17 protein-coding genes are annotated in these 23837 nt (G+C 71.5%); 4 read left to right on the top strand and 13 right to left on the bottom strand.

Going from position 1 to position 23837, the window contains the following annotated elements; genetic code table 11:
• Positions 1 to 160 precede the first annotated feature (160 nt).
• The 4 genes from OHU74_RS26980 to OHU74_RS26965 all read right to left on the bottom strand — a co-directional run bounded on the left by OHU74_RS26980 (position 161) and on the right by OHU74_RS26965 (position 3297).
• Complete coding sequence (locus OHU74_RS26980) at positions 161 to 1075, bottom strand: ADP-ribosylglycohydrolase family protein (RefSeq protein ID WP_371618241.1); 915 nt, start codon at positions 1073 to 1075, stop codon at positions 161 to 163.
• A gap of 11 nt (positions 1076 to 1086) precedes the next feature.
• Positions 1087 to 1746, bottom strand: a complete 660-nt coding sequence (locus OHU74_RS26975; RefSeq protein ID WP_330298949.1) for a histidine phosphatase family protein — start codon at positions 1744 to 1746, stop codon at positions 1087 to 1089.
• Between the two features lie 88 nt (positions 1747 to 1834).
• Positions 1835 to 2440 carry a YdbC family protein gene (locus OHU74_RS26970; RefSeq protein ID WP_371618240.1) on the bottom strand — a complete coding sequence of 202 codons (606 nt, stop codon included), beginning with the start codon at positions 2438 to 2440 and terminating at the stop codon, positions 1835 to 1837.
• A 32-nt stretch (positions 2441 to 2472) separates the two neighbouring features.
• Positions 2473 to 3297, bottom strand: a complete 825-nt coding sequence (locus tag OHU74_RS26965) for an arylamine N-acetyltransferase (RefSeq protein ID WP_371618239.1) — start codon at positions 3295 to 3297, stop codon at positions 2473 to 2475.
• Positions 3298 to 3377: 80 nt separating this feature from the next.
• Between OHU74_RS26965 and OHU74_RS26960 the strand changes: the two genes are divergently transcribed.
• On the top strand, positions 3378 to 4337 hold the full coding sequence (locus OHU74_RS26960) for a DUF1152 domain-containing protein (protein ID WP_371618238.1): 960 nt from the start codon (positions 3378 to 3380) through the stop codon (positions 4335 to 4337).
• Between the two features lie 24 nt (positions 4338 to 4361).
• On the opposite strand, the gene OHU74_RS26955 is transcribed toward OHU74_RS26960, so the two are convergent.
• Positions 4362 to 4847: a MarR family winged helix-turn-helix transcriptional regulator gene (locus OHU74_RS26955; RefSeq protein ID WP_371618237.1), complete on the bottom strand. Its 486-nt coding sequence runs from the start codon at positions 4845 to 4847 to the stop codon at positions 4362 to 4364.
• Positions 4848 to 4945: 98 nt separating this feature from the next.
• Between OHU74_RS26955 and OHU74_RS26950 the strand changes: the two genes are divergently transcribed.
• The gene (locus OHU74_RS26950) at positions 4946 to 5398 is read left to right on the top strand and encodes a MarR family transcriptional regulator (RefSeq protein ID WP_371618236.1); all 453 of its coding nucleotides are present in this window, start codon (positions 4946 to 4948) and stop codon (positions 5396 to 5398) included.
• Positions 5399 to 5406: 8 nt separating this feature from the next.
• On the opposite strand, the gene OHU74_RS26945 is transcribed toward OHU74_RS26950, so the two are convergent.
• Positions 5407 to 8304 carry a vitamin B12-dependent ribonucleotide reductase gene (locus tag OHU74_RS26945; RefSeq protein ID WP_371618235.1) on the bottom strand — a complete coding sequence of 966 codons (2898 nt, stop codon included), beginning with the start codon at positions 8302 to 8304 and terminating at the stop codon, positions 5407 to 5409.
• Positions 8305 to 8452: 148 nt separating this feature from the next.
• Entirely contained in the window at positions 8453 to 8962 is a 510-nt protein-coding gene (nrdR, locus tag OHU74_RS26940) for a transcriptional regulator NrdR (RefSeq protein ID WP_371618234.1), read from the bottom strand.
• A gap of 488 nt (positions 8963 to 9450) precedes the next feature.
• Between nrdR and lexA the strand changes: the two genes are divergently transcribed.
• Positions 9451 to 10242 carry a transcriptional repressor LexA gene (lexA, locus tag OHU74_RS26935; RefSeq protein WP_371618233.1) on the top strand — a complete coding sequence of 264 codons (792 nt, stop codon included), beginning with the start codon at positions 9451 to 9453 and terminating at the stop codon, positions 10240 to 10242.
• A gap of 147 nt (positions 10243 to 10389) precedes the next feature.
• On the opposite strand, the gene OHU74_RS26930 is transcribed toward lexA, so the two are convergent.
• From OHU74_RS26930 to OHU74_RS26910, 5 genes are all read right to left on the bottom strand, one after another.
• The gene (locus OHU74_RS26930; RefSeq protein ID WP_371618232.1) at positions 10390 to 12360 is read right to left on the bottom strand and encodes an ATP-dependent DNA helicase; all 1971 of its coding nucleotides are present in this window, start codon (positions 12358 to 12360) and stop codon (positions 10390 to 10392) included.
• A gap of 52 nt (positions 12361 to 12412) precedes the next feature.
• Positions 12413 to 14353, bottom strand: a complete 1941-nt coding sequence (locus tag OHU74_RS26925; protein WP_371618231.1) for an IucA/IucC family siderophore biosynthesis protein — start codon at positions 14351 to 14353, stop codon at positions 12413 to 12415.
• Between the two features lie 121 nt (positions 14354 to 14474).
• Positions 14475 to 15131, bottom strand: coding sequence for a GNAT family N-acetyltransferase (locus OHU74_RS26920; protein ID WP_371618230.1), 657 nt, complete (start codon positions 15129 to 15131; stop codon positions 14475 to 14477).
• A gap of 31 nt (positions 15132 to 15162) precedes the next feature.
• Positions 15163 to 17544: an IucA/IucC family protein gene (locus OHU74_RS26915; RefSeq protein WP_371618229.1), complete on the bottom strand. Its 2382-nt coding sequence runs from the start codon at positions 17542 to 17544 to the stop codon at positions 15163 to 15165.
• A gap of 1658 nt (positions 17545 to 19202) precedes the next feature.
• On the bottom strand, positions 19203 to 20474 hold the full coding sequence (locus OHU74_RS26910) for a diaminobutyrate--2-oxoglutarate transaminase family protein (protein ID WP_371619825.1): 1272 nt from the start codon (positions 20472 to 20474) through the stop codon (positions 19203 to 19205).
• Between the two features lie 430 nt (positions 20475 to 20904).
• Between OHU74_RS26910 and OHU74_RS26905 the strand changes: the two genes are divergently transcribed.
• Complete coding sequence (locus OHU74_RS26905) at positions 20905 to 22074, top strand: serine protease (RefSeq protein ID WP_371618228.1); 1170 nt, start codon at positions 20905 to 20907, stop codon at positions 22072 to 22074.
• Positions 22075 to 22195: 121 nt separating this feature from the next.
• Here the strand turns inward: OHU74_RS26905 and hflX are convergent, their stop codons facing one another.
• Positions 22196 to 23719 carry a GTPase HflX gene (gene hflX, locus OHU74_RS26900; RefSeq protein WP_371618227.1) on the bottom strand — a complete coding sequence of 508 codons (1524 nt, stop codon included), beginning with the start codon at positions 23717 to 23719 and terminating at the stop codon, positions 22196 to 22198.
• Between the last annotated feature and the right edge of the window lie 118 nt (positions 23720 to 23837).

The raw sequence follows: 23837 nt of genomic DNA, 5'->3' as shown, positions 1-23837 counted from the left end.
GTTCCCCTCCCCTGTCGGCCGCCCCCGGGAGTGCGGGGGCGGCGGAGCGGACAGAGTAGGCCGGTGGCAGTCAGTTTTGAACAGGTTTAAAAGAGCCCTGTGGCAGGACCGTGACAAACGGACGGGGCGCGGTTCCGCGCGGACCGCCGCCGCCGCGCTGCTACCGCGCCATCTCCGGCAGCCAGGCCGGCAGTGCCTCGGTCCGCGCCAGCCAGGCGGCCGGCAGCACCTCGTCCCCGCGCGCGCCGAGCACCCCGCCGACGATCGCGCAGGTCGTGTCGACGTCACCGCCCACCTGCGCGGTGGTCCAGAAGGCCCGCTCGTAGTCGTCGAGGCCCCGTGCCGCCGACCACAGGGCGAACGGCACGGTGTCATGGGCGCTGGTGCGCCGCCCGCAGCCCAGTACGGCCGCGACGGTGGTCGCGTCGCTGTAGTCCAGCATGTCGCGCGCCCGCCGCAGCCCGGCTCCCACGGCGCTGCGCGGGACCAGCGCGATCACGCCGTCCAGCAGGTCAGCGGCCTTGGGCGGCCCGGCAGGGGCGGCCGCGAGCGCGGCCGCGGCGGCCACGGCCATCGCTCCGCACACCGCTTCGCGGTGCTGGTGGGTCGTGTAGGCGGAGATCTCCGCCTGATGGGTGGCCTGCTCGGGGTCGTCGGCGTACCAGGCGCCCAGCGGGGCGACCCGCATGGCCGCGCCGTTGCCCCACGAGCCCTGCCCGTTGAACAGTTCGGCGGCGAGCGTGCGCCAGTCCGCGCCTTCGCGGACCAGGCGCAGCATCCGGTTGACGGCGGGGCCGTAGCCGCGGTCGAAGTCGTGGTGGTGGGCGAAGGAGGAGGCCAGAGCGTCCTGGTCCACCCGGTCGTGTTCGGCGAGCACGGCCACCACCGAGCAGGCCATCTCGGTGTCGTCGGTCCACTGCCAGGGATCGCTGCCGAGGGGCAGCTCGCGCCGCTTGAGCAGCGGGTAGTTGACGGGGACGAAGTACTGGGAGCCCAGGGCGTCCCCCATGGCCAGCCCGCGGAGGCTGGCCATGGCGCGCGCGTAGCGCCTTTCGGGAGAGGAGTCAGAGGTCATCGCGCGTCACTCTAGCCGTCCAGGTCATAAGGCTCGGGTGTGGTCCACCGCTCAAACGGGCGGTCCATCCGGTACCGGCCGTCGGGGCCGAGCAGAAGGACCCGGTATTCGCCGTTCCCCGGGTTGGAGAGGGCCTCGAACTCGGCCACGGACCAGTGGAACCACCGCATGCAGAACAGTCTCATCGTCAGCCCGTGGGTCACGAGCAGCACGTTTTCCGGATGGTCCGGCGCCTCGAAGCTGCGGTAGAGGCTTTCCAGGAAGGAGCCGACGCGGTCGTACACGTCGGCGCCCGACTCCCCCTGCGCGAAACGGTAGAAGAAGTGTCCGTAGGCGTCGCGGTAGGCCTTCTGCAGCCGTACGTCGTCCCGGTCCTGCCAGTTTCCCCAGTCCTGCTCGCGCAGTCTCGGCTCCTCGCGCATCCGGACCCGCGCCGGGTCAAGGCGCAACTCCCGGAAGGTCTGCAGGGTCCGGCGGTACGGGGAGACGTACGCGCTGATGGACTCGTCCTCGAAGAGCTCACGCAGCCGGACGCCGGCGTCGGCGGCCTGCTCGCGCCCTGCGCGGGTCAGCCTCAGGGCGTGGTCGGGCTCCCGCTCGTACACCGAGTCATCGGCATTGCCCTCCGATTCCCCGTGCCGGACAAGGACGATGCGCCGTGGTCGAACCATCCCACGACCCTATTCGGCCACCGGCGGCCCGGCCGACCGGGCACGCCGGTCGGCCGGGCCGCAGTCGTACGGCCAGCTCTTCGTACGGTCATACCGTCCAGGAGGGTTCCAGGTCGACGACGTCACCGGTGAGGGCCTCCACGTCGGCCTGGATCTGGGCGCGCAGCGAGAGCCGCTCGACCCGCTCCTGCCGGTACTTGCCGTGTTCGGCCGCCGCCTGCCACATCGACAGGACGAGGAACTCCCGGCCGGGCGCCTCGCCGAAGAGGCCCCGGATCATGCCGGGCGAGCCCGCCATCGCCGGATTCCACACCTTCTCCTGCATGAGGGCGAAGTGGTCCACCCTGCCCTCGCGCACCCGGGTATGGGCGACCCGGACGACGTCGGCGTCGGTGAAACGGGGCTCGAAGCCGGTCTTCACATCGAATCGATAATCGAAGAGCGTGACCCGCGCGTCGGTGAAGGTGCCGTTCTGCGAGGCCGCCAGCCGGTCGTGCGACCGGGCCATGAAGGAATCGTAGAAGGAGCGGCTTTCCCAGAACGCGAAGACATGCGCCACCCCCTGCCGGCCTCGGCTCCAGCCGCCGCCCTGTCCCCGGAACCCCGGTTCGCCGGGCAGCCCAGCCCATTTGCGCTGCCCGCGCTCGAACCCGCGTCGGTCCGTCACCGTGCAGCGAATCCACTTGACCAGCACTGCGCCATCGTACGGGCCCGGCGGGGCCCGGGTCAGTCCCCGGCGCGGTAGATCCGCAGGAGTTCCACCGCGTCCCGATCGGGCAGACGAAGCCCGAACTCCCGGTCGAGCAGGGCGAGCAGCCCCTCGGACTCCACTTCCCGGCGCTCCACCCGCCCGTCGGGAAGCAGCCGCGAGAGCACCCGCCCCACGAGCGCCAGCCGGGCCCGGTCGCCCGGGTACTGGACGATGACCTGGCCGACGAAGGAGGAGCGGGGGTGCGAGGAGCTGTAGTGGTTGAGCACCACGTAGTCGACGGGGTGGTAGGGCTGTGGGGAGAAGGCGTACAGGTCGCGCCAGGCTCCCTCGCGCAGTGCGCAGAGCACGAGGACCCCGCCCGCCTCCTCCCGGACGCGGAACACCCACTCCCCCTGGTGCGCCTGGGCTCCCGGGCGCGCCAGGAGCACGGGCTCGCGCGGGCCCTGCCAGCCGAACCCCGCGTCGCAGAGCCAGGGCTCCCCTTCCACGGTGACGACGAGGACGGCGTGCGTCACCGCGAGAAGGGTGTCCCCGCGGGTGCGGTTGCGGGCACCGCGCCCCGAGACCTCGAAGCCGATCCGCTCCAGGGCAGCGGCCAGCAGCAGGTTCTGCTCGTAGCAGTAGCCGCCGCGGCGCTCGTGCACGAGCTTGTCTTCGACCGCCTTGACGTCCAGCGCGACCGGGCGGCCGAACAGTACGTCCAGACTCTCGAAGGTGATCGCACCGGTGTGGGCCCGGTGTACTTCCTTCAACGTCGCCAGATCCGCCCGGAGTTCCCCGCCCTCCCAACCGATCCTCGCCAGATAGGCATCCAGGTCCAACTGGTCGCCGTTCCACATGGCCGCTCCCCCGCTCCGTCGCTCGCCGTACCGTGACATCCCGGGGCGCCGGGTCGCAGGGCCCCCGCACAATGATGGTCATGACCGCCCTGCACTCCAACCCGCTCTTCACCCGCCTGGCTTCGGCCGAGCGCATCCTCGTCGCCGGCGCCGGCGGCGGCTTCGACATCTACTCCGGCCTCCCCATCGCCCTCTCCCTCATGCACCAGGGCAAGGAGGTCCACCTCGCGAACCTCTCCTTCAGCTCGCTCGGGGGCCTCCCGGTCGAGGACTGGGTGGCCCCGGACCTCGCGGCCGTCACCCCCGACTCCTCGCCCCACCAGGCCTATTTCCCCGAGCGGACCCTGGCCCAGTGGCTGAAGCTGCACGGCTACCCGTCCACGGTGTACGCCTTCCCCCAGGTCGGCGTGCAGCCGCTGCGCGCCGCCTACCGGGCGCTGATCGACCTGCACCACATCGACGCGGTGGTCCTGGTCGACGGCGGCACCGACATCCTGATGCGGGGTGACGAAGCCGGTCTCGGCACGCCCGAGGAGGACCTGACCAGCGTGGCGGCGCTGGCCGCGCTGGACGACGTAGCCGAACGCCTCGTCGTCTGCGTCGGCTTCGGCGTGGACGCGTACCACGGGGTGAGCCACGCACTGGTGCTGGAGAACATCGCGGCGCTGGAGCGGGACGGGGCGTACCTCGGTGCGTTCTCGATCCCCCGCGCCACCCGCGAGGGCGCGCTCTACCTCGATGCCGTGGCCCACGCCCAGGAGCACACCCCGGACCATCCGAGCATCGTGAACGGCTCGGTCGCCGCGGCCGTCCGCGGCGCCTTCGGAGACGTCCGGTTCACCAGCCGCACCCAGGACAGCGAGCTCTTCGTGAACCCGCTGATGTCGCTGTGCTTCGCGTTCGAGCTGACCGGACTGGCAGCGCGCTGCCTCTACCTCGACCGGATCGAGAACACCCATCTCATGCGCCAGGTGAGCTCCGCGATCTCGGACTTCCGAGAAGAAACGATCACCCGCCCGGCCCGCACCATCCCGCACTGAAGCGCGCGGCGGGGTCCCCGCCGGTCAGCGGCCGGCCGGGCCCCGCTCGCGCAGTCCCGCGATCGTGTCGACGTACTTGACCATGAGCCGGGCCAGGTCCAGCCGGTCGGGCTCGGACCAGTCGGCCGTCACGTACTCGAACGCGGCGCGCTGGTGCGCCCGGAAGCGGCCCAGCAGGTCCACGCCCTGCGCGCTCAGACACAGGATGGTGCGCCGGCCGTCCCGCTGGGAGGCGGCCCGGACGAGGTAGCCGCTGGAGATGCAGTCGGCGACCATCCGGCTGGCCACGGACGGATCCACGCCGAGCCGCTCGGCGACCGCCCCCACCGTCACCTCGCCGTCCGGCGCCTTGGCGCCGTCCTCGACGATGTTGAGCACGAGCGTGCGCGTCATGTCCTTCGGTGACAGCGGATTCTCCACCTCGGCCAGTACCGAGCGGCGGAGCTTGCCGAAGGCCGGACCGACGGCATCCAGCAGTGCGGCGGCCTCGGCCGGACCGTAAACACGCACGGGTCCACTCTCGGGTCCGCTTTCGGGCGTAGTCATGACCACCACCCTACCGAATCACATGTTGACCCGAAACTATATGCATGCAAGCATGCATATCCATGAAGCCCATCGGATACTGGTTGAACCGCACCGACCTGGCCCTCACCCGCTCCATGGACGCCCTCCTCGCCGACGCCGGTCTCACGCGGCTCGGCTGGCAGGTGCTCAACGCCGTCGAAGGCGGCCCGACGGCGCCCGCCGACGTACTCGCCCTGCTCGCCGCCAACGCCGGTGCCGAAACCCTGACCGGCGTCATCGAATCCCTCACCGCCGACGACTGGCTCCGCGAAGAGCCGCCCGGCGCCCTGTCACTCACCCCCGCCGGCCGCACCCGCTTCGCCGCCGCGGCCACCCGCGTCGCCGCCTTCCGCGAGCGGTCGACGAAGGGCATCACCCCCGAGGAGTACCGCACCGCGGTCTCCGTACTGGAGCGCATCGCCCACAACACGGAAGCGGGGACCGGCATGATGCCGGTCCCCGCTTCGTCAGCTATTCAGCCGTTGCGGCCCTGAGGCCTCGGTCAGCTGCAACCGCTGGTGGAGCCGCAGCCCTCGCAGATGTAGCAGGAGCCGGCGCGCTGCATCTTCGTACCGCAGGAGAAGCAGAGCGGGGCGTCGGCGGAGACGCCGAGCTGCATCTCGACCAGTTCGGCGTTGGAGTGCGCCGTCTTGGGGGCCGGAACCGGGGCGACCGCGGCCGCGACCGGCTTCGGAGCCACCGCGGGAACCGCCGCGAGCGGGGCCGACTGGGTCAGGGACTCCGTGTCGAGCTGCTCGTCGAGGGGCTCGTAGGAACCGGTGTCCAGGTGACGCTGACGCTCCTCGGCGGAGTGGATGCCGAGGGCCGAGCGGGTCTCGAAGGGCAGGAAGTCGAGCGCCACGCGGCGGAAGATGTAGTCGACGATCGACTGCGCCATCCGCACGTCCGGGTCGTCCGTCATACCGGCCGGCTCGAAGCGCATGTTCGTGAACTTCGCGACGTACGTCTCCAGCGGGACGCCGTACTGCAGACCGACCGAGACGGCGATCGAGAAGGCGTCCATCATGCCCGCGAGGGTGGAACCCTGCTTGGACATCTTCAGGAAGACCTCGCCGAGACCGTCGTCCGGGTAGGAGTTCGCGGTCATGTAGCCCTCGGCGCCACCGACCGTGAAGGAGGTGGTGATCCCCGGGCGGCCCTTCGGGAGGCGCTTGCGGACCGGGCGGTACTCGATGACCTTCTCGACCGCCGCGCGGATCGTGTCCTCGGCCTTGGCCGTGACCTCGACCTTCTCCTCTTCCTTCTTCTTCGCGGAGAGGGGCTGGCCGACCTTGCAGTTGTCGCGGTAGATCGCGAGCGCCTTGACGCCCAGCTTCCACGCCTCGAAGTAGATCTCCTCGATCTCCTCGACGGTCGCCGTCTCCGGCATGTTGACCGTCTTCGAGATCGCGCCGGAGATCCAGGGCTGGATCGCGGCCATCATGCGGACGTGGCCCATCGCGGAGATGGAACGCTCGCCCATCGCGCAGTCGAAGACCGAGTAGTGCTCGGGCTTGAGGCCCGGGGCGTCGACGACCACGCCGTGCTCGGCGATGTGGGCGACGATCGCCTCGATCTGCTCTTCCTGGTATCCCATGCGGCGCAGGGCCTGCGGGACGGTGCCGTTGACGATCTGCATGGAGCCGCCGCCGACGAGCTTCTTGAACTTGACCAGGGCCAGGTCCGGCTCGACGCCCGTCGTGTCACAGGACATCGCGAGACCGATGGTGCCGGTCGGCGCGAGGACGGAGGCCTGCGAGTTGCGGAAGCCGTTCTTCTCGCCGAGACGGACGACGTCCTGCCAGGCCTCGGTGGCCGCGGCCCAGATGACCTTGTCCAGGTCCTCCGTGCGCGGGGCGACGGCGTTGGCGTCAGCGTGCTGCTTCATGACGCGCTTGTGCGACTCGGCGTTGCGGGCGTAGCCGTCGTACGGGCCGACGATCGCGGCCAGCTCGGCGGAGCGCTTGTACGCGGTACCGGTCATCAGCGAGGTGATCGAGGCGGCGAGGGTGCGGCCACCGTCCGAGTCGTACGCGTGGCCGGTGGCCATCAGCAGGGCGCCGAGGTTGGCGTAGCCGATGCCCAGCTGGCGGAAGGCGCGGGTGTTCTCGCCGATCTTCTGCGTCGGGAAGTCCGCGAAGCAGATGGAGATGTCCATCGCGGTGATGACGAGCTCGACGACCTTGGAGAAGCGCTCGGCGTCGAAGGACTGGTTGCCCTTGCCGTCGTCGTTGAGGAACTTCATCAGGTTCAGCGAGGCGAGGTTGCAGGACGTGTTGTCCAGGTGCATGTACTCGCTGCAGGGGTTGGACGCGGTGATGCGGCCGGACTCGGGGCAGGTGTGCCAGTTGTTGATCACACCGTCGTACTGGATGCCCGGGTCGGCACAGGCCCACGCGGCCTCGGCGAGCTTGCGGAAGAGCGACTTGGCGTCGACCGTCTCGATGACCTCGCCGGTCATGCGGGCACGCAGGCCGAACTCGGTGCCGTTCTCGACGGCCGTCATGAACTCGTCGTTCACACGGACGGAGTTGTTGGCGTTCTGGTACTGGACGGACGTGATGTCGTCGCCGCCCAGGTCCATGTCGAAGCCCGCGTCGCGCAGGGCGCGGATCTTCTCCTCTTCCTTCACCTTGGTCGCGATGAAGTCCTCGACGTCCGGGTGGTCCACGTCCAGGACGACCATCTTGGCCGCGCGGCGGGTGGCGCCGCCCGACTTGATGGTTCCGGCGGACGCGTCGGCGCCGCGCATGAAGGAGACCGGGCCGGAGGCGTTGCCGCCGGAGGAGAGGAGCTCCTTGGAGGAGCGGATGCGGGAGAGGTTCAGGCCGGCGCCGGAGCCGCCCTTGAAGATCATGCCCTCTTCCTTGTACCAGTCGAGGATCGACTCCATGGAGTCGTCGACGGCCAGGATGAAGCAGGCGGAGACCTGCTGCGGCTGGGGCGTGCCGACGTTGAACCACACCGGCGAGTTGAAGCTGAAGATCTGGTGCAGGAGCGCGTACGTCAGCTCGTGCTCGAAGATCTCCGCGTCGGCGGGCGACGTGAAGTAGTCGAAGTCCTCGCCGGCCTTGGTGTACGTCTTCACGATCCGGTCGATCAGCTGCCTCAGACCGGTCTCGCGCTGCGGGGTGCCGACAGCACCACGGAAGTACTTGCTGGTGACGATGTTGACCGCGTTCACCGACCAGAAGTCGGGGAACTCGACGCCGCGCTGCTCGAAGTTGACCGAGCCGTCGCGCCAGTTGGTCATGACGACGTCACGGCGCTCCCAGCTCACCTCGTCGTACGGGTGCACGCCCGGCGTGGTGTGGATGCGCTCGATACGCAGGCCGCTCTTGGCAGTCTTGGTCCCCTTGGCGCGGGAACCTCGTGCCGAGCTGCTCGCCGTCTCTGTCATGCCGCTTCCTCCCATATGCGGGCAAAAACGCCCTAAAGTGCCATCGATATTCCGCGGCACGGTGCTGTGTGTATGTCTGTGGAGCTACGTATCTGCGATGCCATCGCCGGACCGAGCGGACGGCCGCGCTGCGGGCGCGGCCACCGGATCAGTCGGCGGCGGAGGCGGGCACGGGGACCGAAGCGGTCCCACCGGGCTCGCACTCCTCGTGGGACCGCGGCACGCGGAGTTCCGCGATGGCGGTCTCGAAGTCTTCGAGTGTGTCGAACGCCTTGTAAACGGACGCGAACCGGAGGTAGGCGACCAGGTCGAGTTCCTGCAACGGGCCGAGTATGGCCAGACCCACGTCATGGGTGGTCAGCTCGGCGCTCCCGGTGGCGCGCACCGCCTCTTCGACCCGCTGGCCGAGTTTGGCGAGGGCGTCCTCGGTGACCGGCCGCCCCTGGCACGCCTTGCGCACGCCGGAGATGACCTTGGTACGGCTGAAGGGTTCTGTCACCCCGCTGCGCTTGATCACCATCAGCGAGGCCGTCTCCACCGTCGTGAAGCGACGGGAGCAGTCGGGGCACTGGCGGCGCCTGCGGATCGACGTGCCGTCGTCGGTGGTCCGACTGTCGACGACACGGCTGTCGGGGTGCCTGCAGAAGGGGCAGTGCATGGTTCCCTCACCCTCCTCTTGGCACGACTGAATCACCCCATGAGACCCCTGAACGGCAGAGTCGAAGCTCTGTCGGGGGCTCATGAAGCAGCCACAAGCATATGCGATGTCGGGGGCCTCGGCAGACCGAGGACCACAACCTCTGGGTGGCAGCGCTCATCCAACCACTAGATCTTGGGTTGTGGTGGATTTACGTCGCTCCGCGTGTCGCGGCGCCCGATGGCCTGATCCGAGGCCTCACGGTGCCACACTGGGGCCAGACCCGACCGGTGGCGACCCGACCCGGAAGGGTACCGTAAGCAGTGACTCCGGAGCCGAACCTCCGTTCGGTCCAGACGGCCCACCCATCACCCTCAGGCCGTCCATACACCTCCCGGTATGAACACGGTGGGTGATCTGCGATTTTTCACTCGAACGTGTGTTTGGCGCAACCTTTCGAAAGCAACTACCGTTGTCCAGCTAGGGAGAACATTTCGAGAGGGGCCGACGTGACCACCACCGCAGACAGTGCCACCATCACTGCCCAGAACCGCTCCCAGAGCCGACTTGAGCCGGTGCATGCCATGAACGACGCAAGCCTGAACCCGGAGGCGGAGCCCGCACGCCCCGCACGCTCGCTGCCAGGGCGACCTCCAGGCATCCGCGCCGACAGCTCCGGGCTCACGGACCGGCAGCGGAGGGTCATCGAGGTCATCCGCGACTCGGTGCAGCGGCGGGGCTACCCGCCGTCGATGCGGGAGATCGGCCAGGCCGTCGGCCTGTCCAGCACGTCGTCGGTCGCACACCAGCTCATGGCCCTGGAGCGCAAGGGTTTCCTGCGCCGTGACCCGCACCGCCCCCGGGCGTACGAGGTACGCGGCTCCGACCAGCCCAGCTCGCAGCCCACGGACACCACCGGGAAGCCCGCGGCCTCGTACGTCCCGCTGGTCGGCCGGATCGCCGCGGGTGGCCCGATCCTCGCCGAGGAGTCGGTGGAGGACGTGTTCCCGCTCCCGCGCCAGCTGGTGGGTGACGGTGAGCTGTTCTGCCTCAAGGTCGTCGGAGACTCGATGATCGAGGCCGCGATCTGTGACGGCGACTGGGTCACGGTCCGCCGTCAGCCTGTCGCGGAGAACGGCGACGTCGTCGCCGCCATGCTCGACGGCGAGGCCACGGTCAAGCGGTTCAAGCGCGAGGACGGCCACGTCTGGCTGCTCCCGCACAACGCCGCGTACCAGCCGATCCCCGGCGACGAGGCCACCATCCTCGGCAAGGTCGTCGCCGTACTGCGCAGGCTCTGAAAGCCGCGCCCTCATCCAGCCCTGGGACCCACTGCGCCGGTCCCAGGGCTGTTCTGCTTTCTGCGGCTAAACCGCCGCCGCTCTCGCGGATGTGGTTGCTCGCCGCTTGGGTTGCTCAATCGATGGTTGCCGCTCGTGCTCCCATAACTACTTCCCGTCGGCCTGCGCGGAGGCGTCGATCGCCGCCAGTGAGCGGCGGACCTGGTTGCGGTCCGTGGTGTACCAGAAGTCCGGCAGCGTGGCCCGCAGGAAGCTCCCGTACCGTGCCGTCGCGAGCCGGGGGTCCAGGACCGCGACGACGCCCTTGTCCCCGGTGGCCCGTACGAGACGGCCAGCGCCCTGGGCCATCAGGAGCGCCGCGTGCGTCGCCGCGACGGCCATGAAGCCGTTGCCGCCGCGCTCCTCGACCGACTTCTGCCGGGCGCTCATCAGCGGGTCGTCGGGGCGCGGGAACGGGATCCTGTCCATGACCACCAGCTGGCAGCTGGGCCCGGGAACGTCCACGCCCTGCCACAGGGAGAGCGTGCCGAAGAGACAGGTCTTCGGATCGGCCGCGAAGTTCTTGATCAGCTCGCCCAGGGTCTCCTCGCCCTGGAGCAGGATCGGGTTCTCGAGCCGGCCGCGCAGTTCCTCGGCGGCCGCCTTCGCGCCGCGCATGGAGGAGAACAGGCCGAGGGTGCGGCCGCCGGCCGCCTCGATCAGCTCGGCGAGCTCGTCCATCATGTCGCCGCGGGTGCCCTCGCGGCCGGGGGTGGCCAGGTGCTTGGCTACGTAGAGGATGCCCTGCTTGGGGTAGTCGAACGGCGAGCCGACGTCCAGGCCCTTCCACTGCGGTACGTCCTCCCCCTCGACGCCCTCCGGGGAGAGTCCGAGGGAGGCCGCGACCCCGTTGAAGTCGCCGCCGAGCTTGAGGGTGGCCGAGGTCAGGACCACCGAGCGCTCCGTGAACAGCTTCTCGCGCAGCAGGCCTGACACCGACAGTGGAGCCACCCGGACCGTGGCACCGAAGCGGTCGTGGCGCTCGTACCAGACGACGTCGTACTCGGACCCGTTCATGATCCGCTCGGCCACGCCGTGCACGGTCTCCACCGCGGCCAGGGCCTGCTTGCGGACCGCGTCCTCGTCGTGGACGGACTTGTCGCGGGTGTTGCCGATCGCCGAGATCACGTTGCGCGAGGCGTCGCGCAGGGCCATCAGGGCGTAGCCGAGATCCTCGGGAATCTCCTCCAGCCGGCCGGGGAGGGCCAGCTCCATGACGCGCTCGAAGGTCTCCGAGGCCGTCTGCAGGGAGTCCGCGGTCTTCTCGTCTACCAGCTTCGCCGCCCGCTTCACGGCACGGTTCACCTGGCCGGGGGTGAGCTCGCCGGTGGCGACGCCGGTGACCCGGGAGACCAGCTCGTGGGCCTCGTCGACGATCAGCACCTCGTGCGGGGGGAGCACCGGGGCGCCCTCGATGGCGTCGATGGCCAGGAGCGCGTGATTGGTGACGACCACGTCGGCGAGCTTGGCCCGCTCGCGAGCGGCCTCCGCGAAGCACTCGGCTCCGTACGCGCACTTCGTCGCGCCCAGGCATTCGCGGGAGGAGACGGAGATCTGCGACCAGGCCTTGTCCGAGACGCCCGGGGTCAGGTCGTCGCGGTCGCCGGTCTCGGTCTCGTCCGCCCAGTCGCGCAGGCGCAGCAGGTCCTGGCCCAGCTTGCTGGTCGGGGTGGCCGCCTCGAACTGGTCGAAGAGGCCTTCCTCCTCGTCCTGCGGGGCACCTTCGTGCAGGCGGTGCAGGCACAGGTAATTGGAGCGGCCCTTGAGCATGGCGAACTGCGGGCGGCGGCGGAGCTGCGGATGCAGCGCCTCCACCGTCCGGGGCAGGTCGCGCTCGACGAGCTGGCGCTGGAGCGCCAGCGTCGCCGTGGCCACGACCACGCGCTCGCCGTGCGCGAGCGCCGGCACCAGATAGCCCAAGGACTTTCCGGTGCCGGTACCGGCCTGGATGAGGCGGTGGGAGGTGTCGTCGATCGCTTCGGCGACGGCTTCGGCCATGGCCACCTGGCCGGGGCGCTCCGTGCCGCCGACGGCGGAGACGGCGGCGTGCAGCAGGTCGGGGAGGGAGGGCTTCGTCATAGCACTGCCAACCCTACGGGGCGCCACCGACAGGGACCGCACCGACGAGGACTCACGGCCGGTACAAGGGGTTCGCCGCGGTGCCGTGCTGGACGGCGTGCGGACGGTCGGGGCGGTCGCGGTAGCCGTCCTCGTAGAGCCGGTTCCGGTTGAGGCAGAGCCGCCCGATGCGTTCCCCGAGGAGGTCGAAGAGCTCGTAGCGCTCCTTGAGCTCCGGGAAGCGGGCCTGGTGGCGCAGGATCTCCGCCCGTACGAGGGACCAGAACTCCTCCTCCGGGACATCCAGCCGGTCCTCGCAGAGAGCGGAGAGGTAGCGGAAGACTCCGACGAAGAGCCCGGAGTGGATGAACTGGGGCAGGAAATCGGCGGGCTCTCGGAGCAGTACCGCGCGGACCTCTTCGGGCATGGCGGCGAGCTCGGGCAGGGGTTCGTCGCAGATGTTGACGTCGTCCACGAAGTCCTTGACCGCGAGCCGGACCGGGACGTCGTGCTCGTCGAAGATCACGACGGCGTTCTCGCCGTGCGGGGAGAAAACGGTGCCGTAGCGGTAGAGGAAGCGGAGCAGCGGGGGCAGCAGGGCGGCGAAGAGGTGCTGGAGCCAGACGGCGGGGGCCAGGCCGGAGCGGGCGACGAGCTCGGCCGTGAAGGACCGGCCGCGGGGGTCCGTGTGCAGGAGCGAGGCGAGGGTTCGGGCCCGCTCGCCGGGGGCAAGGTGGCCGGTCAGCGGCTCGCGCCAGATCGCGCCGAGGAGCTCCTTGTACTGGTACGGGACTTCGGGGAGCTCGTCGTAGACGGGGTGGCGCACGGTGACGGAGGCCACCTCGCCGAGCAGGATCACTCCGCATTCGTCACGGAGGAAGGGGTCGCCGTCGCGGAGCGAGTGGATCCAGGCGGTGACGGCGGGCGCGGCCAGGGCCAGGTCGGAGGGCAAGCCGCGCCAGACCATGGTGTTGAAGACGGAGAGCGGCAGTTTGACGCTGTGGCGCTCGGGGCGGGTGAGGTTGAGGAAGGTGCGGATCGACTGCTGGGGAAGGCGGAGGTCGGGGTCGGCGGGGAGCGGTACCAGGGTGCCGGCGGCGAGGGCGGGGGCGAAGAGGGGAAGGAGGACCTCGTCCCACTGCCAGGGATGGACGGGGAGGTAGAGGTAGCCGAGCGGATCGAGGCCACGGTCGCGCAGGGCCCGGTCGAAGACGGCGCGGGTCACGGGGTCCAGCTCGGCGGAGTAGAGGCGTGCGGGATCTTCCAGGCCGGCGGTGCCCCGGTACTGGGCCAGGGAGACGTGGGCCGCGAGCCAGGGCAGGCGCTGGGGCTTGCGGGCCTCGGGGGCCCAGGCGGCGGTGTCGGAGGCGGACAGCCCGAGGCGGCCCTTGTTGAGGACGAGCCAGGGATGGCCGGTCTGGTGGCCTTCGAGGGTGGCGTAGTCGAGGTCGGCGAGGACGTCGGCCGTGAGCGCGCCGTGATCGATGCGGGCATCGGCGGCGAGGGTGGCGCTGAGCTCGCGGACCAGGTGGCCGAGGGTGGCGCCGTCGAGGCCGAGGAGGGTGCGGGCGCGGATGAGGAAGGCGTACGGGTCCGCGAAGGCGGTGGTCTGGCCGCTGGGGGTGGTGGGGCTCCCGGGGGTGGGAGCACTGGGGGTGGTGGGAGTTCCGGTGGGGGCCGGGGGCTCGGTTGAGGTGCGCGGCGGGGTGAGGGTGATCGTGTCGGGGGCGACGTGCCAGCTGCCGTACGCGCGGCGGCGGGCGCGGAAGCCGAGGCTGCTGCCGTCGTCGAGGGTCAGGGTCCAGGCGTCGCCGGAGGCGGCCGGAGCGGGGACCGGCCTGATGATCTCCTCGTACGCGAACTCCCCGAGCATCTTGGCGAGGAGGCGGCGGGCGGCGAAGTCCCAGGTCGGGAGGTTCAGTTCGGGTGGGGTGCACGGGTGCTGGGGGGACGGGGGCACGGCGTCCGAGAAGTGGGGGCCGGCGGAGTCGGGGGCTGCTGAGAAATTCGGCACGGGACTCCTCGGAGATCGGGAACTTTGCTGCGCGACGCAGAGTTTTCGAAGTGAGAGGTGCGGAGGACGACGAAGGGCGGGGCGAGCGGGTTCGATGGATCCGGGACTTGCGGGGCGGCACTCAGAGGAGATTGCGCAGCGCCCGCTCGCGGATCATCAGGGCCGCGCGCTTGCCGGGCAGTTCGATCTCCGCGGAACAGCGGAAGCCGGAGCTCAGGAAGGCTGATACGGAGGGGGTGTTGCGGATGTCCGGTTCGGCGATGACACGCATGGAGCGAGGACGGTTGTCGAGCACCAGGTCTGCCACGGCGCGCAGGAGCGCGGTGCCCAGACCCCTGCCACGGTTCGTGCCGTCTCCGATGAGCAGGTGGATACCCGTGTCGTGGGGGCGCGCCGGGTAGTACGCGGAGAGCGGGTCGAGGTCAGCCCGGTAGATCTCCCAGTAGCTCATCGGTGTGCCGTCGAGGAGGCCGAGGCACGGGATGCTGCGGCTGTCCCCGTCCAGCTGTGCCCGCATGTGGGCTGCGGTGACGGCGGCGGGGCCGGCGAGCTCCCAGTAGGCGGCCACCTCCGGGTCGTTCATCCAGCGGGTGAGCAGATCCAGGTCACGGCCGAGGCGGACGGGTTCGAGACGGAAGAGTCCGGCCCACGTGGTGACACCGCCCCAGCTCGCCGGGGAGTCGAGCAGGTCCGCTTCGGCGAGCAGCGGCAGCAGCTCGGCGGTCAGAGGCGGTTCGGTGGTGTGGGGCGCATCGGTGTGGAAATCGGTGGAGGGCATCGGGGCTCTTCTCCGTGTCGGTGGTGACGCGTCAATCGTGAAGGGGGTTGGCGATGGTGACGTAGACGGATTGGGTGTCGACGGGGCCGACGAGCTCGTCGAGGCCGCCCAGGCGGGTGAGCAGATTCGCCTTGCAGCGCAGGGTGGGTGAGTCGAGCAGCCGCGCGGGGAGCGGGCCGAGGTCCAGGGCCTTGCCGAGGAACCGGCGGAAGGCGGCGAGCAGGACGCGCTCGTCGGCGAGCCGCTGGGATCCGAAGGCTCCGATGAGACCGAGCACGTTGTTGATGCCGAGGTAGTAGGCGAAGCGTTCGTCGGTGACGGCGTCGGAGACGAAGGTGTCGCTGGCGGCGCCGATACCGGGGAGCCGGTGTTCCAGTTCCGTGCGGCGGGAGGCGCGGAAGTAGTAGCCCTGGTTGTCGCGGTAGCGGCCGCCGACCGGCCAGCCGGCCGGGTCGAGGAGGACCAGCGTGTTCTGCTGGTGCGCTTCGAGGGCGATACCGGCGAGCGAGTCGAAGGCGAGGACCGGCAGGACGACGTGGTCGAGGTAGCGCAGGAACCACTCGGCGGAGACGGCGGAGGTCGTCCGCCCGGTGGTGGCGGCGAGACGCGAGACCGTCTCGGCGAGCCGGGAGCTCATGGTGGTCCGCCCGGGCCACGGGCGGAGTGCGGTGAGTGCGGCGACGCAGAGGGCGTCGTCGCCCGAGCGGAAGGGGTTGTGACGCAGTAGGACGTCGAGGCCGGGGATGGGAGTGCCGTCCGGGGCGTTCACGGCCACCCAGGCGGGGTCGCGGACGATGTCGAAGCCGGGGTGGGCCGCCTGCCACCGCTCCGCGAGCCCGGTGCGCAGCAGTCGGTGGACTTCGACGCCGCGGCGGAGTTCCTTGCGGAGGTTCTCCCGGCGGGAGTTGGTGATGCGCAGGCCCAGGGAGAGCTTGAGCATCGCGGGGGCGCCGGGCCGGTGGACGGTGCGGATGGAGGAGGTGGGGTACCAGGGCTCGCCGTACGGGCCCAGGTCGTGCAGGAGTCCCGCGTCGCGGAGGGCGGTGACCGCGGGGCGCTGGAGCAGGTCGTGCGCCTGCCAGGGATGAAGGGGCAGGGGGGTGGTGTCCTCGGGCACGGGAAGGCCGGGGGCGAGGCGGCCCAGCAGCCGGGCGGCGGAGACCGGGCGGCCGCGTTCGGTCCAGGCGGAGTCGGTGGCGAGCGCTGCGGGCTCGACCGCCACCCAATGGAGGGGGAAGGAGCCGTGGAGTTCGGGTGAGTAGGCGCGCACCTCGGCTTCGGAGAGGCCTTCGCGGCTCTTCGGGGTCGGGTGCAGCGGGTGGCCGAGAAGGAGGGACTGTTCGGCGGTGAGGAACGGGTCCTCGGCGACGGGAGAGGGGGCGGTCGGCCGTCGGCGGCGATCGGCGATGAACTCGGCGGTCCGGTGCACCGAGTCGGCGACCCGGCCGACGAGGTCCGCACCGCTGGGGGCGGCGTCGCCGGAAGGGGTGTTGGCGGAAGTGGTGCCGCCTCGGACGGCACGGCCCTCGCGGGAGATGAGGGCGGCGAGGGTGACGGCGTCCACGGCGGGGGCGTCGACGGGGGCACCCTCGAGCAGGGCCGGGCCGAAACGGTGCCAGCCGGCGGCCGACCAGTAGCGGACGGCGACGAGCAGGGCGGCGCCGGATGCGGGCAGGGGGACGCGCAGCACGGGCCCGGCGGGCTGCCCGAGCCCGGTCTCGCGGACCCAGCACCGCAGCAGGTTCTCCACCGAGGCGGCCTCGGCGGCGACCATGTGGTCGGGGTGGTCCAGCGGGTCGGCCGCTCCCGTGCGGGGTCTGACGGTGCCGTCCTTCTGCCGGGGGACGGTGGCGCCGGCTTCCCCGCCGAGCCGCGGCTCGGCGGCCACCCAGGGCATACCCGGGCCCGGCATGGCGGGCAAGGCATTGGCCGGGCCGGTCGGAGCGTTGCCCGGCCCAGCGGCGGCGGCAGGGGGTGCGGCAGCCGGTTCCTGGGGCTGCCCCGCCGATTCGGCGACGCCGGAATCCGCTGGGGGCTGCTTGTGGCGTGCCTCGTCCGGCGTGCCGTCGGCGGCCATGGAGAAGGCCGCGGAGCCGGAGACCGGGGGGAGCACTGTCCAGGCACCACCGGACGTGGCCACTGGCGCGGGACGCGCCGGTGGTGCCCCGCCGGGCACGGCCGGGGACAGCCCGGCCTGGTTCCCCGGAGCGAGGGGTGCGGCCGGGTCGGCGAAGCCGGGGGTCGGGGCGCAGGGGACGACCGGGGACGGTTCGGCCACCGCTCCGGCGACAGCCGCCGGGGAGGCCTGGGCCCCCACGGGGCCGGTCAGCGTCAACGCGCCGACGGGGCCCGGCACATCCGGGTCGGCGGCGGGGGTGGGGGTGGGGGCGAGTACCGGAGGCCGGTCCGGCACTCCGCCGAGAGCGCCCGGCGAGGCGGGCGGCTCAGGCAGGAGCCGGGCCGGACGGGCCGAAGGCCATCCGGTCACGCCGTCGGCGACCGGCTCCGGGGTCCTGCCCTCCGCGGCGGTGGGTGGCGCGGCCCACGGATTCCGAGACGGCGGCGGCTCGTCGGACCCGGAGGCCGCCGAGCTCGGAGTCGACAGGCCCTCCGTGGAGGCGCTTGGGGGCGCCCCGTCCGCAACCCCCGTTGGAACTGCCGAATGCGGAAGCCCCGGAATGCCGGGACCAGCCGGGGCCGGGGCCCAAAGCTGGGCATCGATGCCGGGACCGGCCGGGGCCGGGGGGCGCACCGGCGAAGGCCAGGCGAGGGCTGGCGGGGAGGCTGCGGCCGCGCTGCCGGCTGGGCTCGCCGGGCTCATCGGGGTGGCCGGGCCGGCTGGGCTGGCCGGGGCAGGTGGGAGCGGGTCCGCGGGGAGGAGCGGAGGGATGCTCCCGCTGGTCAGCGGGGAGGTTGGACGCTGCGTCGGCGGTGGGAGAGGGGACTTGGTCGGGGCTGGGTTGGACAGAGGCGCAGACTCGGCGGGCATCGGCGTCGGCCGCACCGGGGCGGTCCCGGAGCCAGAGGTCACGTCCGGGGTCGGTGCGGTGGCTGCGGGCGGTAGGGAGTCGGTGCCCGTGGCGAGTGGGATGTCGCGAGCGGTCGGAGCAGGAGACGGCGCCGATCCGGGGTGTGGAGCGGCGGCAGAGGCCCTGGACTCGTTCTCTCCGGGTGGCGTGGCGCCCCGGGCCGGAGCACCCGATGGCAGGGGTCCGGTCGGGATGACCCAAGCCAGCGCGGGCTCGGCCCTCGTGGAGGGCGTGCTCCCGTGGGCGGAGGCCGGATGCACTGGCGGCGGCGGTAGAAGTCTTCTGGTGGCAGCCGGAGGCAGCGTCCCCGGCGTGGACGGGAGCGAAGAGCCTGCCGGTACAGCCTCGGACGGTCCGGCGGAAGCTCCGGAAGCGGACCCGGACCGCAGGCCCTGCGCTGCTCGCATCGGCAGGGTCGTGGCGGGCAGAACCGGGGACAACCCGGCAGCAGACACGAAGCCCAGCGCCGGGGCAGCCGCAAGAACCGGCGACTGCCCGGCGGCGACCACGGCCGGGGGCTCCGGGTCGGGGAACAGCCCAGCAACGGACCCGGAACCCGGCGCAGGGGCGGCTGCGGTCGGGAGCTGCGGGGCGGGGGACAACCCGGCAGCGGACGCGATGCCCGGCGCGGGCGCGGCCACGGCCGGAGACTCGGGGGCCGGGGACAACCCAGCAACGGACCCAGTGCCCTGCGCAGGGGCAGCCACAGCCGGAGACTTCGGCGCCGGGGACAACCCGGCAGCGGAAGCAAGGCCCTGCACGGGGCCAGTGGCGGTCGGGAGCTGCGGGGCGGGGGACAACCCGGCGGCGGACGCAATGCCCAGCGCAGCGGCGACCACAGCCGGGGGCTCCGGGTCAGGGAACAACCCGGCAGCCGAGGCAAGGCCCTGCGCAGGGGCAGCCGCGGCCGGAGACTCCGGAGCAGGGGACAGCCCGGCACCGAACGCGAAGCCCAGCGCGGGGGCGGCGACGATCGGGGGCTGCGGGTCGTGGGGTTGGGGTGGGGGGTCCAGGGGGTGGTTCGGGTGGGGCATGGGGGTCCTTAGCGGCGGAGGGCGGCGGGGATGGCGTCGGCGAGGCGGTCGAGGACGGCCGCGGCCTGTTCGTCGGTCAGGGTCAGGGGAGGGAGGAGGCGGACGACGCTGGAGTGCCGGCCGCCGAGTTCGACGATCAGGCCGCGGTCCAGGCATGCCTGGCGGACGGCCACGGCGAGGGCGGGAGCGGCCTCCCCGGTATCGGGGTCGATCAGTTCGACGCCGATCATCAGGCCGCGGCCCCGTACGTCCCCCACGCAGGCGTGGGCCGGGATCAGCCCGCGCAGGGAGGTCAGCATGCGCGCGCCCAGCACGTCCGCCCGTGCCGCGAGGTCGTTCTCCCGGACGTAGGCCAGCGTCGCGGTGCCCGCGGCCATGGCCAGTTGGTTGCCTCGGAAGGTGCCGGCGTGGGCTCCGGGGGCCCACTGGTCCAGCTCCGACCGATAGACGATCACCGCGAGCGGCAGGCTGCCGCCGATGGCCTTGGACAGCACCATCACATCGGGGACCACCCCCGCGTGGTCGACTCCCCAGAAGGCCCCGGTGCGCCCCACCCCCGTCTGGACCTCGTCGGCGATCAGCGGGATCCCGCGGGCCGCCGTGATCTCCCGCATCCTCCTCAGCCAGGCGTCCGGGGCGGGGTGGACCCCGCCTTCGCCCTGCACCGGTTCGACGATCATTCCGGCGGGCGCGGCCACCCCGCTCTTGGGGTCGTCCAGGAGGCTCTGCGTCCAGCGGGCCGAGAGTTCCGCTCCCTGGGGCCCGCCGATCCCGAACGGGCAGCGGTAGTCCTGCGGATACGGCAGCCGGGTCACCCGTACGTCCGCCGCCCCGCCCGAGGCTTCCAGCGCTCCCGCCGTCATGCCGTGGTAGGCCCCGGTGAAGGCGAGGAGCCCCGACCGGCCGGTGGCGGTCCGGACGAGTGTGAGCGCGGCTTCGACCGCGTCGGTCCCGGCCGGTCCGCAGAACTGGATGCGGGCGTCGGCCGCCAGCCCCGGGGGCAGGTTGGCGAACAGCTCGGTGGTGAAGGCGTCCTTGACCGGCGTCGCGAGGTCCAGGACGTGCAACGGGGCCCCGGAGTCCAGGACTCCGCGGATGGCTTCGAGCACCACGGGATGGTTGTGGCCGAGGGCCAGGGTGCCGGCGCCGGAGAGGCAGTCGAGGTAGCGCCGGCCGTCCGCGCCCTCGATGGTCAACCCCCTTGCGCGCACGGGGACGATGGGCAGGGAGCGCGCGTACGTCCGCGCCGCGGACTCCCGTTGTGCCTGCCGCCGCAGGATGCCCTCCCCCTGCGCGGTACGAGCTCCCGGCGCCGTCCGGCCTCCCGGCGTCCTCGAACTCCCCTGCGCCGCGGCTCCCGGTACCCGGTTCGCCTGCGGCGGGACGAGTGCCTCGGCCGCGGCCTGCTCGCTCGTCAAAGCCACGAGTGTCGCTCCTCCCGCACGGTTGCTCTTCCGGAGTGCGCCTCGAACACCAACGCTGCTCCCCCATCCCCCGTACGTACCAACGACGGTGACGGCGGCGGATCACGGGTGGGCCCAAGATCCTTGCCCCGCCCGGGATCCTTGGCCCCCAAGCTCCTTGCCCCGCCCGGGAGACGGCCCCGGTTGCACGGAACCGTCGCCCCGGGCTGTGCCGTCTCCCCCGGCAGCGGCATAGTGGGGGGCTGCTACCCAGGCACCATCCCGAACCACCAGGGGGATCCACGACATGCGACCGATCCGACCGGTCACCGCGCTGCTCTGCTCGGCCGCGCTCGCGCTGACCGCTGCGGCCTGCGGACCCGGCGACGGTGAGACCGACGCCAAGCCGACCGTGGCCGCGAGCCTTCCCACGAGCCTCGACGGGGTCAAGATCCCGGACTCGCTCAAGGACAAGCTCAAGGAGCACGGCATCGACCTGGAGAAGTGGAAGGGGGGTGCGTGGAAGAACTGGAAGAAGGAGGACTGGCTCCGCGAAGCGGGCGACTACGTCAACCCGATCATCGAGGGCCTGTGGGACTCGGACCGCATGCGTGACGCCGGCAAGACCCCACAGCCTCCGGCCGTGGACCCGGACGCGGGCAAGGACCAGGGCGTGACCGATCCGGTCCCGGCCCCGGTGACGGCGAAGGCCGCGGCCGCGCCCTACCACCAGAACGTCCCCGCCTCCGGCAAGGTCTTCTTCGACAGCCCCGAGGGCTCGATGGTCTGCTCGGCGACCGTGGTCAAGGATCCGGCGCACCCCGGCAAGTCCAACATGGTCTGGACGGCCGGCCACTGCGTGCACGCGGGCAAGGCGGGCGGCTGGTACCGCAACATCGCCTTCGTCCCGTCGTACAACAACGCCGGCAAGCCCGCGGCCGCGCTCAAGGGCGCTCCCCGCGACGAGGTGGCCCCGTACGGCGTGTGGTGGAGCGACTGGGCGCAGACCTCCGATCAGTGGATCGCGACCGGCGGTCCGACCGGCGGCGCGGGTGCCCCGTACGACTTCGCGGTGCTGCACGTGACCCCGGAGAAGGGCGGCGGCAAGTCCCTGGAGGAGACGGTCGGTACGGCGCTCCCGGTGGAGTTCAACGCTCCGGTCGTGCCCAAGGTCGCGAACATGACGGCCACGGGTTACCCGGCGGCGGCTCCGTTCGACGGCCAGAAGGCCTTCCAGTGCACCGACAAGCCGGGCCGGCTCTCGCTGAACGCGACCGACCCTTCGATGTACCGGATCGGCTGCACGATGACCGGCGGTTCCTCGGGCGGCGGTTGGGTCGCGGCGGGCGCCGACGGCAAGCCGGCGCTGGTGTCCAACACCTCGATCGGCCCCGCCAAGGCGGGCTGGCTGGCCGGACCCCGGCTGGGTCCGGAGGCGAAGGGCATCTTCGACGCGGTGAGCGGCAAGTTCAAGTAGCCCGCTCGGCAGCCTCGTAGGGCACCTGAGTGAGGGCCCCCGCACATGACTGAGGGCCCCCCGTAGGTGCGGGGGGCCCTCAGTCGTCTGTCCTACGAGGCTGCGTCGGTGCGGGCCTGCGTCAGTGCTTGGCGAGCACGTACGGAGCGAACTCCGCCGCGAGTTCCGCGTGCACCCGTGCCTTGAGCAGGGTGCCCTCCTCGATGTGCTCCTCGGAGATCACCTCGCCCTCGGCGTGCGCCCGGGCGACCAGCCCGCCGCGCGTGTAGGGCACGACGGCCTCGATCTCGATCGCCGGCCGCGGCAGCTCGGCGTCGATGAGCGCGAGGAGTTCCTCGATGCCCTGGCCCGTGCGCGCCGAGACGGCGATGGAACGCTTCTCGATGCGCAGCAGTCGCTGGAGCACCAGCGGGTCGGCCGCGTCCGCCTTGTTGATCACCACGATCTCGGGCACCTTGACGGCGCCGACCTCGCGGATGACCTCGCGGACCGCCGCCAGCTGCTCCTCCGGCGCCGGGTGCGAGCCGTCCACGATGTGCAGGATGAGGTCGGAGTCGCCGACCTCCTCCATCGTGGAGCGGAACGCCTCGACGAGGTGGTGGGGCAGGTGCCGGACGAAGCCGACCGTGTCGGCCAGGGTGTACACCCGGCCGGACGGGGTCTCGGCCCGGCGCACGGTCGGGTCGAGGGTGGCGAACAGTGCGTTCTCCACCAGTACGCCCGCGCCCGTGAGGCGGTTGAGCAGCGAGGACTTGCCGGCGTTGGTGTAGCCGGCGATGGCGACCGAGGGCACCTTGTTGCGGCGGCGTTCCTGCCGCTTGATGTCGCGGCCGGTCTTCATCTCCGCGATCTCCCGGCGCATCTTCGCCATCTTCTCGCGGATCCGACGACGGTCGGTCTCGATCTTGGTTTCACCGGGGCCGCGGGTGGCCATGCCGCCACCGCCGCCGCCACCCATCTGCCGGGACAGCGAGGCACCCCAGCCGCGCAGGCGCGGCAGCATGTACTGCATCTGCGCGAGCGCGACCTGTGCCTTGCCCTCACGGGACTTGGCGTGCTGGGCGAAGATGTCGAGGATGAGGGCGGTCCGGTCGACCACCTTCACCTTGACGACGTCTTCGAGGGCGATGAGCTGGCCGGGGCTGAGCTCGCCGTCGCAGACGACGGTGTCGGCGCCGCTCTCCATGACGATGTCGCGCAGCTCGCGCGCCTTGCCGGAACCGATGAAGGTGGCCGGGTCGGGCTTGTCGCGGCGCTGGATCACGCCGTCGAGCACGAGTGCGCCCGCCGTCTCGGCGAGTGCGGCGAGCTCCGCGAGGGAGTTGTCCGCGTCCTGCACCGTGCCGGAGGTCCACACGCCGACGAGTACGACCCGCTCCAGGCGGAGCTGGCGGTACTCGACCTCGGTGACGTCTTCGAGTTCGGTGGAGAGGCCGGCCACGCGGCGCAGGGCCGCGCGCTCGGAGCGCTCGTACTGCGCGCCGTCCCGGTCTCCGTCGACCTCGTGGCTCCAGGCGACGTCCTCTTCCATCAGGGCGTCGGCCCGAAGGCTCTCGGTGAAGCTCTGCGGTTCGGAGGCCGGCGCGCCCTGCGCGTCGTCCTGTGCGTCCCGCGCGTCCTGGGAAGGGGAAGAAGAGGAGGTCATTGGATCCTTACGTCGATTGCGAATGCGTCCGCGACAGCAGAAGCGGAGCCAAGGCCAAAGCTACTCCCGCGCGTGACATAACACTGTCATGTCCAACGTGTGACACCACCCGGAGATT

This window comes from Streptomyces sp. NBC_00454 (assembly GCF_041434015.1).
Classification (GTDB): domain Bacteria; phylum Actinomycetota; class Actinomycetes; order Streptomycetales; family Streptomycetaceae; genus Streptomyces.
The sequence above is the reverse complement of the archived record's forward strand: the minus strand, read 5'-3'. Positions and strand labels throughout refer to the sequence as shown.

Bases quoted from the DNA above. Each gene is read 5' to 3' on its own strand.
- OHU74_RS26950 (WP_371618236.1), top strand. From the start codon at position 4,946: ATGAAGCCCATCGGATACTGGTTGAACCGCACCGACCTGGCCCTCACC.
- OHU74_RS26975 (WP_330298949.1), bottom strand. From the start codon at position 1,746: ATGGTTCGACCACGGCGCATCGTCCTTGTCCGGCACGGGGAATCGGAG.
- OHU74_RS26960 (WP_371618238.1), top strand. From the start codon at position 3,378: ATGACCGCCCTGCACTCCAACCCGCTCTTCACCCGCCTGGCTTCGGCC.
- OHU74_RS26905 (WP_371618228.1), top strand. From the start codon at position 20,905: ATGCGACCGATCCGACCGGTCACCGCGCTGCTCTGCTCGGCCGCGCTC.
- OHU74_RS26920 (WP_371618230.1), bottom strand. From the start codon at position 15,131: ATGCCCTCCACCGATTTCCACACCGATGCGCCCCACACCACCGAACCG.
- hflX (WP_371618227.1), bottom strand. From the start codon at position 23,719: ATGACCTCCTCTTCTTCCCCTTCCCAGGACGCGCGGGACGCACAGGAC.
- OHU74_RS26945 (WP_371618235.1), bottom strand. From the start codon at position 8,304: ATGACAGAGACGGCGAGCAGCTCGGCACGAGGTTCCCGCGCCAAGGGG.
- OHU74_RS26980 (WP_371618241.1), bottom strand. From the start codon at position 1,075: ATGACCTCTGACTCCTCTCCCGAAAGGCGCTACGCGCGCGCCATGGCC.
- nrdR (WP_371618234.1), bottom strand. From the start codon at position 8,962: ATGCACTGCCCCTTCTGCAGGCACCCCGACAGCCGTGTCGTCGACAGT.
- OHU74_RS26965 (WP_371618239.1), bottom strand. From the start codon at position 3,297: ATGTGGAACGGCGACCAGTTGGACCTGGATGCCTATCTGGCGAGGATC.
- OHU74_RS26930 (WP_371618232.1), bottom strand. From the start codon at position 12,360: ATGACGAAGCCCTCCCTCCCCGACCTGCTGCACGCCGCCGTCTCCGCC.